General features: G+C 45.9%; 17 protein-coding genes. All 17 read left to right on the top strand.

The window, feature by feature from the left end; genetic code table 11:
• Positions 1-3 precede the first annotated feature (3 nt).
• The 17 genes from fliE to K3F53_RS11550 all read left to right on the top strand — a co-directional run bounded on the left by fliE (position 4) and on the right by K3F53_RS11550 (position 13,796).
• Entirely contained in the window at positions 4-309 is a 306-nt protein-coding gene (fliE, locus tag K3F53_RS11630; RefSeq protein ID WP_057898402.1) for a flagellar hook-basal body complex protein FliE, read from the top strand.
• A gap of 41 nt (positions 310-350) precedes the next feature.
• Positions 351-1,934 (top strand): flagellar basal-body MS-ring/collar protein FliF, encoded by a 1,584-nt coding sequence (gene fliF / locus K3F53_RS11625; protein ID WP_057898403.1) that lies wholly within the window; start codon positions 351-353, stop codon positions 1,932-1,934.
• Between the two features lie 15 nt (positions 1,935-1,949).
• Positions 1,950-2,963 (top strand): flagellar motor switch protein FliG, encoded by a 1,014-nt coding sequence (fliG, locus tag K3F53_RS11620; protein WP_057898404.1) that lies wholly within the window; start codon positions 1,950-1,952, stop codon positions 2,961-2,963.
• Positions 2,956-3,753, top strand: a complete 798-nt coding sequence (locus tag K3F53_RS11615; protein WP_057898405.1) for a FliH/SctL family protein — start codon at positions 2,956-2,958, stop codon at positions 3,751-3,753. Before fliG ends, K3F53_RS11615 begins: the two co-directional genes overlap by 8 nt.
• Before the next feature lie 2 nt (positions 3,754-3,755).
• The gene (gene fliI, locus K3F53_RS11610) at positions 3,756-5,069 is read left to right on the top strand and encodes a flagellar protein export ATPase FliI (RefSeq protein ID WP_057898406.1); all 1,314 of its coding nucleotides are present in this window, start codon (positions 3,756-3,758) and stop codon (positions 5,067-5,069) included.
• Between the two features lie 13 nt (positions 5,070-5,082).
• Complete coding sequence (gene fliJ / locus K3F53_RS11605; protein WP_057898407.1) at positions 5,083-5,532, top strand: flagellar export protein FliJ; 450 nt, start codon at positions 5,083-5,085, stop codon at positions 5,530-5,532.
• Between the two features lie 10 nt (positions 5,533-5,542).
• Positions 5,543-6,430: a MotE family protein gene (locus K3F53_RS11600; RefSeq protein ID WP_057898408.1), complete on the top strand. Its 888-nt coding sequence runs from the start codon at positions 5,543-5,545 to the stop codon at positions 6,428-6,430.
• A 62-nt stretch (positions 6,431-6,492) separates the two neighbouring features.
• A complete protein-coding gene (locus K3F53_RS11595) occupies positions 6,493-7,836 on the top strand; it encodes a flagellar hook-length control protein FliK (protein ID WP_220558997.1) in 1,344 nt (447 codons plus the stop codon).
• Positions 7,837-7,864: 28 nt separating this feature from the next.
• Positions 7,865-8,449 carry a flagellar hook assembly protein FlgD gene (gene flgD / locus K3F53_RS11590; RefSeq protein WP_057898410.1) on the top strand — a complete coding sequence of 195 codons (585 nt, stop codon included), beginning with the start codon at positions 7,865-7,867 and terminating at the stop codon, positions 8,447-8,449.
• A complete protein-coding gene (locus tag K3F53_RS11585; RefSeq protein ID WP_057898411.1) occupies positions 8,446-8,829 on the top strand; it encodes a TIGR02530 family flagellar biosynthesis protein in 384 nt (127 codons plus the stop codon). Before flgD ends, K3F53_RS11585 begins: the two co-directional genes overlap by 4 nt.
• A gap of 85 nt (positions 8,830-8,914) precedes the next feature.
• Entirely contained in the window at positions 8,915-9,784 is an 870-nt protein-coding gene (locus tag K3F53_RS11580; protein ID WP_057898412.1) for a flagellar hook-basal body complex protein, read from the top strand.
• A gap of 60 nt (positions 9,785-9,844) precedes the next feature.
• Positions 9,845-10,084 (top strand): flagellar FlbD family protein, encoded by a 240-nt coding sequence (locus K3F53_RS11575; protein WP_057898413.1) that lies wholly within the window; start codon positions 9,845-9,847, stop codon positions 10,082-10,084.
• Positions 10,077-10,529 (top strand): flagellar basal body-associated FliL family protein, encoded by a 453-nt coding sequence (locus K3F53_RS11570; protein ID WP_057898414.1) that lies wholly within the window; start codon positions 10,077-10,079, stop codon positions 10,527-10,529. Before K3F53_RS11575 ends, K3F53_RS11570 begins: the two co-directional genes overlap by 8 nt.
• A gap of 68 nt (positions 10,530-10,597) precedes the next feature.
• Positions 10,598-11,593: a flagellar motor switch protein FliM gene (gene fliM, locus K3F53_RS11565; protein WP_057898415.1), complete on the top strand. Its 996-nt coding sequence runs from the start codon at positions 10,598-10,600 to the stop codon at positions 11,591-11,593.
• Positions 11,586-12,845 (top strand): flagellar motor switch phosphatase FliY, encoded by a 1,260-nt coding sequence (gene fliY, locus K3F53_RS11560; protein ID WP_057898416.1) that lies wholly within the window; start codon positions 11,586-11,588, stop codon positions 12,843-12,845. Before fliM ends, fliY begins: the two co-directional genes overlap by 8 nt.
• A gap of 30 nt (positions 12,846-12,875) precedes the next feature.
• On the top strand, positions 12,876-13,241 hold the full coding sequence (locus tag K3F53_RS11555) for a response regulator (RefSeq protein ID WP_057898417.1): 366 nt from the start codon (positions 12,876-12,878) through the stop codon (positions 13,239-13,241).
• Between the two features lie 42 nt (positions 13,242-13,283).
• The gene (locus K3F53_RS11550; RefSeq protein ID WP_057898418.1) at positions 13,284-13,796 is read left to right on the top strand and encodes a flagellar biosynthetic protein FliO; all 513 of its coding nucleotides are present in this window, start codon (positions 13,284-13,286) and stop codon (positions 13,794-13,796) included.
• The last annotated feature ends 5 nt before the right edge of the window (positions 13,797-13,801 follow it).

Genomic DNA, 13,801 nt, shown 5'->3' with positions numbered 1-13,801 from the left:
AATATGGTAGAGAGAATTGGAGCAGAGCTGCCGTCAATTTCCGTTCAAGATAAAGTGCCAACAGGTGCCCCTACGCCTTATGAAGTCACAACATCGTTTGCTTCTTATTTGAAAAATGCGCTCCATGAAGTGAATGCACTTCAGAAAGCAAGCGAGAAAATGAACCAAGGGCTGGCCGCAGGGCAGATCCAAGATTTACACCAGGTCATGATCGCCTCGCAAAAGTCAGGCATCGCACTTGAACTGACGATGCAGCTTCGTAACAAAGTGGTAGAAGCCTACCAGGAAATAATGAGAATGCAAATCTAGCACTAGTTAGTAATTTATGAAGGTAATTGGCGGGGTGGAGGATGAACGAGAAATTGCAGCAATGGCGGGAGAAAATCATAGAGTTTTCAGGCCGCCTTTCAAAGAAACAAAAAATAATGCTAGGCGCAATTACCGCTTTTCTTATTATATCGGCAACGTTAGCAATTTATATAGCCTCCAGACCGAATTATGTGCCGCTGTTCGGCGGAAACTTGACGGAAGTGGACGTGGCGCAGATCAAGACGGAACTGGATGCGATGGGATACAGCGGTAAATATAAAATTGAAGGCAATCGTGTGCTTGTCCCTGAAAAAGACAAATACAATCTGGCGGCTGATTTGACGGCCAAAGGGGTTCCGAAAGGCGAAGGAGTCCGGCTTGATATTTTTAGCCAGAATATTGGCATGGGAATGACCGATCGCCAATTCGATGTTGTAGAGCGCGACGCGATGCAAAACCAGCTTGCGGATTTGCTGAAAACGGTCGACGGTGTGAGCGATGCCAAAGTCATTTTGACGATGCCGGAAGAAACGGTGTTTGTCCGCGAAGACGGGGCTAAAGCGACCGCTTCTATCGTGGTTCAGGTAGAACCGGGCAAATCGCTTACGCAGCCGCAGATTAACGCGTTGTATAATCTTGTTTCTAAAAGCGTGCCGAATCTACCAAAAGAAAATATCGTCATTATGAACCAGTATAGCGAAATGCTAGAGATGATGGAAGATGAAGGCGATGCGTTTGCTCTTACCCAGTATGAGCAACAGCGCAAAATCAAAAAGGATATTGAAAATGATATCCAGAAAAACTTACAAAATATGTTGGGCACCATTCTTGGGCGCGATAAAGTATTTGTATATACATATGTAAAGTTGAATTTTGATAAGATACAGCGCGAAGAACAATTGGTGGAGCCTGTGGACAAGGAAAACAATGAAGGAATTATTATTAGTGCAGAAAAAATCCAGGAAACGTACTCGGGTAAAGGTGTCCCGGCCGGAGGTACCGCCGGAACCGGAGAGACACAGATTCCGGGTTATGCAGGAGCCACAGGTGGAGAAGGCAGCGAATATGAAAAGATGGAAGAACGTGTAAACCGGGAAGTCAACCGGATTAAGCAAAATATTGTTGGTCAGCCGTATAAAATTGAAGACATTTCCATTAGTGTCGGAGTAGAGCCCCCAAATCCAAACGACCCGGCGAGTTTAACGCCGCAGGTGCAGGAGGAAATTCAACAAATTATTGGGAATGTCGTACGTGCTTCTCTATCGTCTCAGGGCACTCAGCTTACGCAGGAGCAGATTGATCAACGGGTGAAAGTGTTTGCCCAGGCGTTTAACGGTAAGCCGGAAGTGGCGTCAGAGAAAAATAATTGGCTCACCATTTTGCTTGCAAGCGGCATTGGGCTTTTGGTAATAGGAGCTGTCGTGGTATTCATAGTCATGCGCAGACGAAGAAACGCGGCTGCAGTGGAAGCAGAGGAATTAGAGCAACGATCGTTTGAAATTCCGGATCTGCAGCAGGCCGAAGATGGGGAGGACGTGATTGTGCGCAAGCAGCTTGAAAAGCTTGCCAAAGAGAAGCCGGAAGAGTTTGTTAATTTGTTGCGCACTTGGTTAGTAGAGGAATAGGAGTGAGGGATGTAAATGGCACGTGCGCCGAGAGAATGGAGCGGGAGACAGAAAGCGGCTATCCTTTTGATATCGCTTGGGCCTGAAGTTTCCGCTCAGGTTTTTAAACATTTGCGTGAAGAGGAGATTGAACAATTAACTCTTGAAATTGCAAACGTGCGAAAAGTGGACAGCTCGGAGAAAGAATCGGTGTTAACAGAATTTCATCAGATTTGTGTAGCTCAAGAATACATCTCTCAGGGTGGTATTAGTTACGCGAAAGAAATTCTGGAAAAAGCGTTAGGTCAGCAAAAAGCGCACGATATTATTCAACGGTTGACAGCGCATTTGCAAATTCGTCCCTTTGATTTTGCGCGTAAAGCCGACCCTGCGCAAATTTTGAATTTTATTCAAAATGAACATCCGCAAACCATTGCGCTTATTCTTTCCTATCTTGAACCTGAACAGTCTGCTGCTATTCTTTCCGCGTTGTCGCAGGAGATGCAAGCGGAAGTGGCGCGGCGGATTGCGCTTATGGAAAGTACATCTCCCGAAGTGATTAGTCAGGTAGAAAGCGTGCTGGAGCAGAAGTTGTCCTCTACGGTTGTGCAGGACTATACGCAGGCAGGAGGTATTGAATCTGTGGTCAATATGCTGAACAATGTGGATCGCAGTACGGAACGCATCATTTTGGATGCATTGGAAATTCAAGACCCGGAGCTTGCAGAAGAAATCAAAAAGAGAATGTTCGTATTCGAAGATATTGTTTCGCTTGATGACCGTTCCATTCAGCGCGTCATTCATGATGTGGATAATTCCGATCTTATGCTTGCGCTTAAAGTTGCAAATGAGGAAGTGCGGAACGTCGTATTTCGCAATATGTCCAAGCGAATGGCGGATACGTTCAAAGAAGAGATGGAATATATGGGGCCTGTTCGCTTGCGTGATGTGGAGGAAGCGCAGACGCGTATTGTGGCAATCATTCGTCGCTTAGAAGAAGCCGGCGAAATTATCATCGCCCGCGGCGGAGGAGATGAGATTATTGTCTAGAGTAATAAAATCTTCTTTCTACCTTACTGCCGAAAATAAGAAAGTAATTGAGTTGCCGTACCGGAAAGAAAACAAACCGCACCATGATTCAGCCGTTACAATTCAAGAATATTCAACCCCGCAGGGGGACGAAATCGTAAGAGAAGCGGAAGCAAAGGCAACTTGCATCATTAAAGAAGCGAAGCAACAGGCAAAGGAGCTCATAGAGGAAGCCCGGCGAGACATTGATGCATGGTGGGCCGCCAAACGGCAGGAAGATGAAGAAATTCGCACACATATTCAGCAAGAAGGTTTTGCACAGGGAATTGAGCTAGGCAAAGAAGAAGGCCGTCGCCTTATTTACGAGGAATATGCGGAAATGCTTCGGCGAGCAGCCGCAATTCTTGAAGAGGCGCCTGCTGTTAAGCGAAAAATGATAGCGGAAGCTGAACCTTTTGTGCTTAATTTGACGCTGGCCATTGCCCGGAAAGTGATCGGGGAGCATCTTGAGATGGATAAGGATAATGTACTCGCTCTTATTCACAAGGCACTATCCCATACCAAAGAGTACAAATCAATGGTTGTGGCGGTAAGCCCGGATGTTTACCCGTACGTTCAGGAAAATCGTGCAAAGCTGCTTGAGGTTTTGGACAGCCAAGTAGAAGTAACCATCGTGCCTGATGGGTCAATCTCCGACGGTGGAGCAGTGATTCGGACTACAATGGGAAGTGTGGATGCGCGGGTGGACACGCAATTAGAAGAAATAAAAAAAGCGCTCCTAGAAACGATCGGAAATGAAAGCGAGTCGTAATCATGCTGCAGCTTAACAAGTATTTGGATGTGTTACAGAGAGTAAATCCGATTCGTGTTAACGGAAAAGTTTCACAAGTGATCGGTTTGACGGTAGAGTCTATGGGGCCAAATGTAAAAATAGGGGAAATATGCAATATTTATCCTGAATCTTCTCCGGCCCCTGTTCCTGCTGAGGTTGTCGGATTTAAAGATAATAAAGTATTGCTCATGCCATTGGGAGAATTAGGGGCGATTGGCCCTGGATGCGATGTTGTGGCTACCGGAAAGCCGTTAACGGTTCGAGTAGGTATGGAATTGCTCGGGCAAGTGCTGGATGGGACAGGCAAGTTAATGAATGGAGGACAACTGTCCAATGCGATGGTCGAATACCCGGTTGACAATCAGCCGCCCAATCCGCTTTCGCGCCCACGGATTTGCGAACCCCTTTCGGTAGGGGTACGAGCTATTGATGGCTTACTGACAGTTGGTAAAGGGCAACGTATTGGTATTTTCGCGGGGAGCGGCGTTGGAAAAAGTACGCTTCTTAGCATGATTGCGAGAAATACGGAAGCGGATGTAAGCGTAATTGGATTGATCGGTGAGCGGGGACGTGAGGTGGCGGATTTTATTGAACGCGATTTGGGAAAAGAGGGATTAAAACGTTCAGTCGTCGTGGTCGCCACATCCGACCAACCAGCGCTTATCCGCATTAAAGGGGCTTTGCTGACGACAGCAATTGCCGAATATTTTCGGGATCAGGGATTAAATGTCATGATGATGATGGATTCGGTGACGCGGTTCGCGATGGCGCAACGCGAAGTAGGACTGGCGATTGGAGAACCTCCGACAACAAAGGGATATACGCCGTCGGTTTTTGCTTTGTTGCCGCGCTTGTTAGAGCGGGCAGGCACATCAGATAAAGGTTCGATTACGGCCTTTTATACCGTACTTGTAGAGGGCGACGACATGAATGATCCGATTGCCGATTCTACGCGGGGGATTCTCGATGGTCATATCGTTTTAAGCCGCCGTATTGCTCATACTGGTCATTATCCTGCGATTGATGTGTTGGCGAGCGTAAGCCGGGTGATGAAAGAAATTGTCACGCCTGAACACTACGCTGCAGCCAATGAATTGAAACGCTTATTGGCAGTATATCGAGACGCCGAAGATTTAATTAATATTGGCGCATACAAAAGCGGTGCGAACAGGGACATTGATCAGGCCATCCGTTATAAAGACGCAATTATGCGGTATACCGGACAAGGTATAGAAGAACATTCGAATTTGGAGGAAGCGATTCGTCAGCTGATGACTGACTTTATTCCAAAGTAAGCGGGTGGTTATCATGGCGTTTACTTATACATTTCAAAAAATCCTGAATATGAAAGAAAAGGAGAAGGAACAAGCGCAGATGGATTACAGTAAATCTGTGCAACTGTTACAAAAAGAGCAGCAGCGCCTTGTTTCTCTTGAAAAAAACAAACAGGAGATGGAACGACGTATAATGCAGCAGGGCAAAAACATATCTCTTGCGGAATTGAAAATAAATTATGAGTATATTGGGCACTTGCAGCGTCTCATTATACAGGCAAATGAGTCAAAGGCACAGGCGGAAAAAGAAGTGGAAGCAAAACAGTTTATTCTGTCTGAGCGGGCGATAGAGCATAAAGTATGGGAAAAACTGAAAGATCATGTTTTCGAAAGATATAAAGCGGAGACGCGGCAGGCGGAGCAAAAAGAGTTAGATGAAATGGCGGTCGCTCGTTATTATAGGCAAAAAGTGAATCCGCGCTAGGGGTGTTTTTATGGAAGAAATGGCAGAAGAACGGAAATATAGCAAACTGGAATGGTTTTTTTACATTATTTTTATTCCGCTATTATTTACTCTTGTGCTTTCGGCTGTGATTGCCCAGATGTTTGGTTATAACGTTATGGGCATACTGGCGAAAGAGTTGAACAAAGTTCCCGTTCTGGAAAAAGTGATCCCTGATGCTGCCGTTGATTCATCTGCCCCAGCAGAAGACGGGAATAAAGCGGATGAAAAAGATAGCAAAATTAGCGAACTGGAAATTAAACTCGAGGCGAAAGAAAGAGAAATTGCAGACTTAAAAAGAAAAGCTGAATTAGAGAAGCAAAAAATGGACCAGGTGCTGCAGCAAGCGCAGAAGCACCAAGAGGCGACGAAAGCGGCAGAAAAAAAAGCGACTGAAGAAGAGCAAAAGAAAATAAAGAATCTCGCCAAGATTTATACGTCAATGTCTGCGGGAAAAGCAGCGCCGATACTAGAAAAAATGGCGCCGGAGGAGGCGGCCCAACTTCTTTTGACCATGAAGGCGGAAGAACGTTCAGCCATTATGGCGAAGATGGATCCGAAAAAAGCAGCCGACTTATCCTTGTTGCTAAAAGAAGCATCACCTGAGGACTTGGCTGAACCGAGTGCCATACAACAGCAGCTTTTGGAACTTAAATATAACGCTTCTGTGCGTGAATTGGCTTCTTCTATTTCAAGCATGCAACCGGCAAGCGCAGCTGATTTAGTAGAAAAGCTGTTTAAAGCGGATGAAAAAAGAGCGGTGCTCGTTTTGAGCCAGATGAATGCCGAGCAGCGCGGCCAAATTTTATCAAAGCTGGCAGAGAATCCGAACGGTGCAGCCGTGGCCGCAAAAATTAGTCAAAAGCTGTTGACATATTGATAGTAAAGAAGAAATACATCTGAATACATGTATTTTTGCTAGAAAGGGGGTGAATGAAATAAATGGATGATATTCTAATAAATAGAATTAGCTTTTTTACTAAAAACGTGCCGAGCGCTGCTAAAACAAACAATGTGGGCAGTGTTTCCGGTTTATTTGCGAGCGAAATGCAAACAGCGTTAAGCGCGCTCTTTTTGCAACCTTTATCAGATGGTGCAGAAGAAAAGCAAAATGCGGTGTCGGAAGTAGTTGTGCAAATTGAAAAGCTGGTAACCGTTATTGAAGAGCAGGTTCAAAAGACAAAAGAAACGGACAGCAGTGAAGCAACACAGGAAATATTCGCGGCGTTGCAGCAGCTTTATGTATTATTGCAGCAATTGCAGCAGATAACCGGACAAACACAGCGCCGAAGCGATCTGCTTGGTGTCGCGCAAGCTGAAGCAGACTGGAAACAATTTCCTAATCTCATTCCATTCGGAAGCAGAGAGAAGGTTCAGGAGCTTTCTTTGATGGTACAAAAAACACAGAATGTACTTGATGGAATAGGAGAGACAAAAGGGAATGTTTTACCGCCAGAACTGATAACCAGACTAAAAGCAGCGCTTTTGTTTCTGAAAGAACAAAGCGGTGAAGTTGCGACGGTACGTTCTGGAAACATGAATGGAATAGGGGCGTTGAATGCTGGAAGCGATAGCGGGCAAAAAGTGGCGAGCATGTTGAATGCTGGAAGCAGTAGTGAGCAGAAAGTGGCGGGCATGTTGAATGCTGGAAGCAATAGTGAGCAAAACGTGCCAGGTACGGGAATACAATCGGAGGCTGGTTCCGGTAAACGGGAGTCTGGATTTGCGCTGGAAGAAGGCACGCTTACGAAAGCTATGCACCACCAAATGCAGGGAACAGCTGCAGCAGGAAAAGCAGAAGCAAGCGTTGTTTTTAGCAACCGAAATGCGCATGTGCCACTTGTTCCTGCAAGATTTTTCGCGAATGAGATGGAAGTGTATATCGTGAAGCATATGCGGTTGAACCAGGGTACGGGCGCGATGGAAACGACGCTTCGTCTCTTCCCTGAAAATTTGGGCCGAGTTGACGTGAAGATTACGGCATTAAATGGCGCAATTACCGCACAATTTACGGCTGCTACTTCCGCCGGCAAAGAAGCGATTGAACAGCAGCTGCACCAGTTGCGACAGGCGCTCATTCAGCAGGGGCTTCAGGTGGAAAAAATAGAGGTCAATCATGTTTCGGTCACATCAAGCGAATCAGATAACCGTACGTTAGATCAGGAAAAAGAAGGGGGTTCCGGGCGCCAGGAACATGAGCAGCCAAAGGAAGAAACGTCGGACGAAGCTGTTTTTAACTTAGAAGAACTGCTAGAAGAACGAGCGGAGATGTTGACTGAAGCGTAGTGAAACGCACAAGAAGGGAGGGAAAAAGATGACGGTTATCGATGCCACTCATTACCGTACTTCATATGGAGCGAAACCAAAAACATTCGAGGAACAATCATCGCTGGGAAAAGAAGATTTCCTGCGTTTGCTGGTTACCCAGTTGACGCATCAGGACCCGACCCAACCGTTGCAGGACAGAGAGTTTATCGCACAGATGGCCCAATTCAGTATGCTGGAACAGATGGTCAATCTGAACGATATGTTTACAAGGTTCATGGAAGTGCAAAGTTTGAATGGTTTGTCCAGTATGATTGGCAAGAAAGTCACGTGGACAGAACACGTAAAGGAATCGGACGAAAATGGCAATGAAGTAATAAAAGAAACGCCGAAAGAAGGCACTGTCAAGGCGATTAGTTTCAAGGATGGCAAAGTGCAGCTCGTATTGGCGGACGGCTCAAAAATTGATGTTGGTGTGGTAGAAACGGTGGAGATGCAAGCCGCCCCGGCCGCAGAACAGGAGTCGCAACGTTTGTCTGAGGGTTCAGGTGGCCAAAATGAAAGCCGGACCAAAGAGACAGAAGGAAATGGCAGCGGAGAACAGCGGCAAACGAATGAAGGTGCAGGACGATGAACAGGATTAAAGCCGGGCACATCTTTTATCCGCAGCCGTTTACGCATGCTGTTGCAAAACCGAAACAGTCGAACACCGGGACTTCGTTTGATGCGGTTATGCAGCAGAAGCTGACGGAAGCAACAGCCGAGATCGATTTTTCGAATCATGCGCGCAAGCGACTGGAGGAGCGCGGAATTACGCTGAGCGGCGAAGAAATCGCCAGACTGGCAGGCGCGGTAGAAAAGGCGCAGAACAAAGGGGCAAAAGAGTCGCTCGTACTGATGAACAATGTGGCATACATTGTAAGTGTTCCACACAAAAAAGTAATCACGGCGGTTGACGGGGACTCGATGCAGGAAAGCGTGTTTACCAACATTGACAGCGCAATTATTTTATAAAAATGATAAAGGGCCGGACCTTTAGTGGGAAGCCCTGCGCCGCCGAACGATTGACGCGGCGCACGAAATAAAGGAGGTAAAAGACATGTTACGTTCCATGTATTCGGGTATTAGCGGGATGCGCAATTTCCAAAATAAGCTGGATGTTATCGGAAATAATGTTTCCAATGTAAACACTGTAGGTTTTAAAAAGAGCCGTGTAATGTTTCAGGATATTTTGAGCCAAACGTTAGCAGGTGGAACAGCACCTAATCCTTCTGGAACACCGCCTGTAGGAGGGGTAAATCCAAAACAAATCGGGCTGGGCGCTACCATATCTTCAATCGATGTACTTCATACGCAAGGTGCACCTATGACCACAGGATTGCCTTCGGATATTGCTATTCAAGGAAACGGCTTTTTTGTGGTAGGAACAGGAACGAATGATTTCAATTTTACGCGTGCCGGAAACTTTATCGTTGATGCAAAAGGTGATTTAGTTACAACAAACGGACAGTACGTTTTAAGTAAGAGTGGAAGCAAGATTAATCTTTATGATATAGGTGGAGGAACGGCAGGTACCGACAATATCAAATCTTATTCGATTGGTCAGGATGGTACGATAACGGTTTCTATTCAAAAATCAGACGGAACCACTATAACGAATTCGAGTTCTGATGATAAAAAAATAGGAATTGCTTATATCACAAACCCTAGCGGCCTTGAAAAAATCGGGAATTCAATGTATAAGTGGGCGCCGGCAGCAGATACCAAAAAGAATTTTACTGATTTGGTAGGTTTGCCGGGAACATCAGGGCGTGGAGTTTTAATTGCTGGCCAACTTGAAATGTCCAACGTTGACTTGGCCGAGGAATTCACCGAGATGATCGTGGCACAGCGTGGCTTCCAGTCGAACTCCCGAATCATTACTACGTCAGATTCGATCTTGGAAGAACTCGTAAATTTAAAACGATAAAACGACGATGATGCAGCAGGGGAGGGCCGCTCCTCCCCTGTTTTATGTGGAGGGAGCGATATGATTCGTTTGACCCGGTTAAACGGAAAAGAGTATGTGCTCAATGCTTTGCTTATTGAAAGTTTGGAAGCGACGCCGGACACAATGATCACGCTTATCAATGGCAAAAAGTTCGTGATTAGAGAGTCGATTCCTGAGGTCATTCACACTCTTAAAGAATTTTACAGAGACATCAATGCCATAAAAGCAAGCATCATACAGCATACAGAAATCGAAAAAGGGGGGATGGAGAATGGCTAACAGCAGACTGCTGAGTATAACGCTAATTATTTTGATGTCGATCACACTTATCGTTGTCGTCAGCTTTATCCTGTGGCAGACTTACAAAAAACCTGAATCGGCTATGCAGATTCAGCAGGTTGAAGCAAAAGTTAGCGCTGAGGAATTCGAGAAAGCCACGCTGGAAACGGAAGAAATCCGTACGAACCTGCTCACAGGTGACTTAATTCTCGCGAAATTTGCCATCCAGGCGCAAAATGAAAAAACGAAGCATGAACTGGAGCTTCGTAAGCCGCAGGTAATACATATCATTTTAAAAACCCTTTCCTCCATGAAGCCGGAAGAAATTCAGGGGCCGGCCGGAATGAAGAAAGTGGAAGAGGCTATTAAGAAAGAACTGAATCAGCTTTTGGAGGAAGGAAAAGTAGTCAATGTAATAACCACTCATCGAATTGTTGATGTATAAAATGTATATAACGATGATTTATACTATTCGTTTCGTGCCTACCAGATGAGGAGAAGGGGGTGACACTTATGACAGAGGTATTGTCCCAGGCAGAGATAGATGCTTTGCTCGCAGCGATTTCTTCCGGAGAAATGAACGCGGAAGATCTAAAAAAAGAAGAAGCGGAGCGAAAAATAAAATCGTATGATTTTAAACGTGCGCTTCGCTTTTCAAAAGATCAGATCCGCACGTTGACACGCATTCATGAAAACTATGCCAGACTGCTTACCACTTATTTTTCGGCACAGCTGCGAACATTTGTCCAAATAAGTGTTGCGTCTGTTGACCAGCTTCCTTATGAAGAATTCATTCGTTCCATTCCGAAAATGACGATTCTGAATATCTTTGAAGCTGAACCGTTAGAGGGACGAATGGTCATGGAAGTAAATCCGAATATCGCCTATGCTATGCTGGAACGCCTGCTGGGCGGTCAGGGAGCGGCTCCTAATAAGCTCGGCGCGCTGACCGAAATCGAGACCATTATTATGGAGCGGATGTTTAGTCGGGCGCTATGTAATTTTGCGGAAGCATGGAAAGATGTGATTGAACTTGAACCGGAATTGGAGTTTCTTGAAATGAATCCGCAGTTCATGCAAATTGTTTCTCCAAACGAAACGGTGGCCGTCATTTCTTTTAGCACGAAGATTGGGGAAACGACGGGGATGATTAACCTTTGTTTGCCGCATGTCGTGCTTGAACCGTTGATGGTCAAGCTTTCGGCCCATTACTGGCTGTCCACGCAGAAAAAAGCGCGCAATGAAGTCGAAAAACAAGTTCTTGAAGAAAGAGTGCGGAAAGCGAAACTTCCTCTTATCGCAGAACTTGGAACTTCCGTCATTTCCGTGGGTGAATTTTTGAATTTAGCAATTGGGGATGTCATTCAGTTGGAACAACGTACGGAAGATAAAATTAGAGTTCGGATCGGGCAGAAGGTAAAATATCTCGCGCGACCGGGAACATCGAGAGGCCGCGTGGCGGTAATGATTGAAAACGTGTTGGAGGAAGAGGTGGAAGACGATGAGTAGGGAAATGTTATCTCAGGAGGAGATTGACGCCTTGCTGCGGCAGAATCATTTAGAAGATGAAATGGATGATGACAACGAGAGCGATGCGTTGGATATTAATGAAGTTTTGACACCGTTAGAACAGGACGCTCTCGGTGAGATAGGAAATATCACGTTTGGTAGCGCCGCCACCGCCCTGTCCAATTTGCTCGGGCAGGTGACAGACATTACGACCCCAAGAGTCGACATTATCCGGCGCGATGAAATTCAGACGGAGTTTCCGCGACCTTATGTGGCTGTACATGTTGAATATACAGAAGGGTTTCAAGGGATTAACTTGCTTGTGATCCGTACGGAAGACGCGAAAGTGATCGCTGATTTGATGATGGGCGGAGATGGAAGTTCCCCGCCAGAGGAATTGTCGGACATTCATTTGAGCGCTGTACAAGAAGCGATGAACCAGATGATGGGTTCAGCTGCTACGTCCATGTCGACGGTTTTTAATAAGCTTGTAAACATCTCCCCGCCGGGCATTGATATGATGGATTTGCCGCGCGGCAAGGGAGTGGAAAATGTTCCTGATGATGATATTCTCATAAAAGTTTCTTTTCGGCTAAAAGTCGGGCAATTAATTGATTCGAATATTATGCAGTTGATTCCTGTTCCGTTTGCCCGTTCTCTTGTCTCGACGTTGCTGGGCAATATGGGGAACGAAACAACGACAGCGGCATCGGAATCGGCGCCAGAAAGCCAGCAGCCGACTTCTTCGCCGGCGTCGGCATACGCCGAAACGACCGCTCAAGCTTCAGGAGGTTATGGAATGAATACCCCTTATCCACCACAGCCCCCTGCTTCAGCGCAAAGCCGTCCGGGAGGAATGCCTTATCCGCAGCAACCTGGGTATCAACAGCCGCCACAACAGCCGGCTTATGGAGGAAAGCAGACGCCGCCGGCGAATGTGCAACCGGTACAGTTTGCTTCGTTTGACACGGGATTCTCCCAGCAGGGAAATCCACAAAATCTAGGAATACTTATGGATGTTCCGCTTAAAGTTACAGTGGAGTTAGGAAGAACGAAAAAACAGATTAGGGAGATTTTAGATTTGTCGCCTGGTTCGATTATTGAATTAGATAAGCTTGCCGGAGAACCGGTGGACATTCTTGTAAATAACAAGCTGATCGCTAAGGGCGAAGTTGTTGTAATTGATGAGAATTTTGGTGTGCGCGTGACCGATATTATCAGCCAGTGGGATCGTATTCAAAACTTGCAATAAAAATCTATATTTTAAGGAGGAAATTACATTATGAGCAATCGTATACTCATTGTGGATGACGCAGCTTTTATGCGCATGATGATCAAGGAGATTTTGACGAAGAACGGGTACGACGTGGTGGGGGAAGCAAGCGATGGTGCACAGGCCGTTGAAAAGTACAAAGAATTATCTCCTGATCTCGTAACGATGGATATTACCATGCCGGAGATGGATGGAATTACAGCGCTTAAAGAAATTAAGAAAATCAATCCGGATGCTAAAGTGATTATGTGTTCAGCAATGGGGCAGCAGGCTATGGTTATTGACGCGATTCAATCTGGGGCCAAAGACTTTATCGTAAAGCCGTTTCAGGCGGATCGCGTCATTGAGGCAATTAAGAAAACGTTGGGATCATAGATGATGTTGAAGAAGTGTTTCTAAAGGGAAAGGATACGACCAATGAAACTGGATGAAATGGGGACGACGGCGCAGGAGTCGACTTCGATGTTTGCTTTGTTGCTGCAAACGATCATTGCACTGGCGTTAATCATTGCGGTTATTTATTTTTTGCTTCGCTTTGTTAGCAAGCGTTCAAACGCTTTGTTTGGAAGAACGGGAATTCGCATGCTGGGCGGCTGTTCGCTTGGGTCGCAGAAGTCGCTGCAAATTGTGCAAATAGGGACGACGCTTTATATCGTAGGCGTGGGAGAAAACGTTCATTTGCTGCGCTATATCGATGACCCTGATGAAGTGAATGAACTTCTTGATCTTCTGGAAGTGCGGGGAGCATCGGCATCGAACCCTGTATTTATGGGAGAGCTGGTGAATCGATGGTTCAGAAAGAAGGCTGGCACAGGAGAAGCCTTTGAAAGTATGTTTCAAATGAAGGTAAAAGAGGCAAGACAGCGGCGGGAATCTATGGAAAAAGAATTGTTCAATAATGGGGAGAAGGAAAAGGGAGAAGAGAAATGAAAAGA

Source organism: Aneurinibacillus thermoaerophilus, from assembly GCF_019603355.1.
GTDB lineage: Bacteria > Bacillota > Bacilli > Aneurinibacillales > Aneurinibacillaceae > Aneurinibacillus > Aneurinibacillus thermoaerophilus.
The sequence above is the reverse complement of the archived record's forward strand: the minus strand, read 5'-3'. Positions and strand labels throughout refer to the sequence as shown.

Coding starts and splice junctions, on each gene's coding strand:
- fliE (WP_057898402.1), top strand. CDS start 4: ATGGTAGAGAGAATTGGAGCAGAGCTGCCGTCAATTTCCGTTCAAGAT.
- fliF (WP_057898403.1), top strand. CDS start 351: ATGAACGAGAAATTGCAGCAATGGCGGGAGAAAATCATAGAGTTTTCA.
- fliG (WP_057898404.1), top strand. CDS start 1,950: ATGGCACGTGCGCCGAGAGAATGGAGCGGGAGACAGAAAGCGGCTATC.
- fliI (WP_057898406.1), top strand. CDS start 3,756: ATGCTGCAGCTTAACAAGTATTTGGATGTGTTACAGAGAGTAAATCCG.
- fliJ (WP_057898407.1), top strand. CDS start 5,083: ATGGCGTTTACTTATACATTTCAAAAAATCCTGAATATGAAAGAAAAG.
- K3F53_RS11600 (WP_057898408.1), top strand. CDS start 5,543: ATGGAAGAAATGGCAGAAGAACGGAAATATAGCAAACTGGAATGGTTT.
- K3F53_RS11595 (WP_220558997.1), top strand. CDS start 6,493: ATGGATGATATTCTAATAAATAGAATTAGCTTTTTTACTAAAAACGTG.
- flgD (WP_057898410.1), top strand. CDS start 7,865: ATGACGGTTATCGATGCCACTCATTACCGTACTTCATATGGAGCGAAA.
- K3F53_RS11585 (WP_057898411.1), top strand. CDS start 8,446: ATGAACAGGATTAAAGCCGGGCACATCTTTTATCCGCAGCCGTTTACG.
- K3F53_RS11580 (WP_057898412.1), top strand. CDS start 8,915: ATGTTACGTTCCATGTATTCGGGTATTAGCGGGATGCGCAATTTCCAA.
- K3F53_RS11575 (WP_057898413.1), top strand. CDS start 9,845: ATGATTCGTTTGACCCGGTTAAACGGAAAAGAGTATGTGCTCAATGCT.
- K3F53_RS11570 (WP_057898414.1), top strand. CDS start 10,077: ATGGCTAACAGCAGACTGCTGAGTATAACGCTAATTATTTTGATGTCG.
- fliM (WP_057898415.1), top strand. CDS start 10,598: ATGACAGAGGTATTGTCCCAGGCAGAGATAGATGCTTTGCTCGCAGCG.
- fliY (WP_057898416.1), top strand. CDS start 11,586: ATGAGTAGGGAAATGTTATCTCAGGAGGAGATTGACGCCTTGCTGCGG.
- K3F53_RS11555 (WP_057898417.1), top strand. CDS start 12,876: ATGAGCAATCGTATACTCATTGTGGATGACGCAGCTTTTATGCGCATG.
- K3F53_RS11550 (WP_057898418.1), top strand. CDS start 13,284: ATGAAACTGGATGAAATGGGGACGACGGCGCAGGAGTCGACTTCGATG.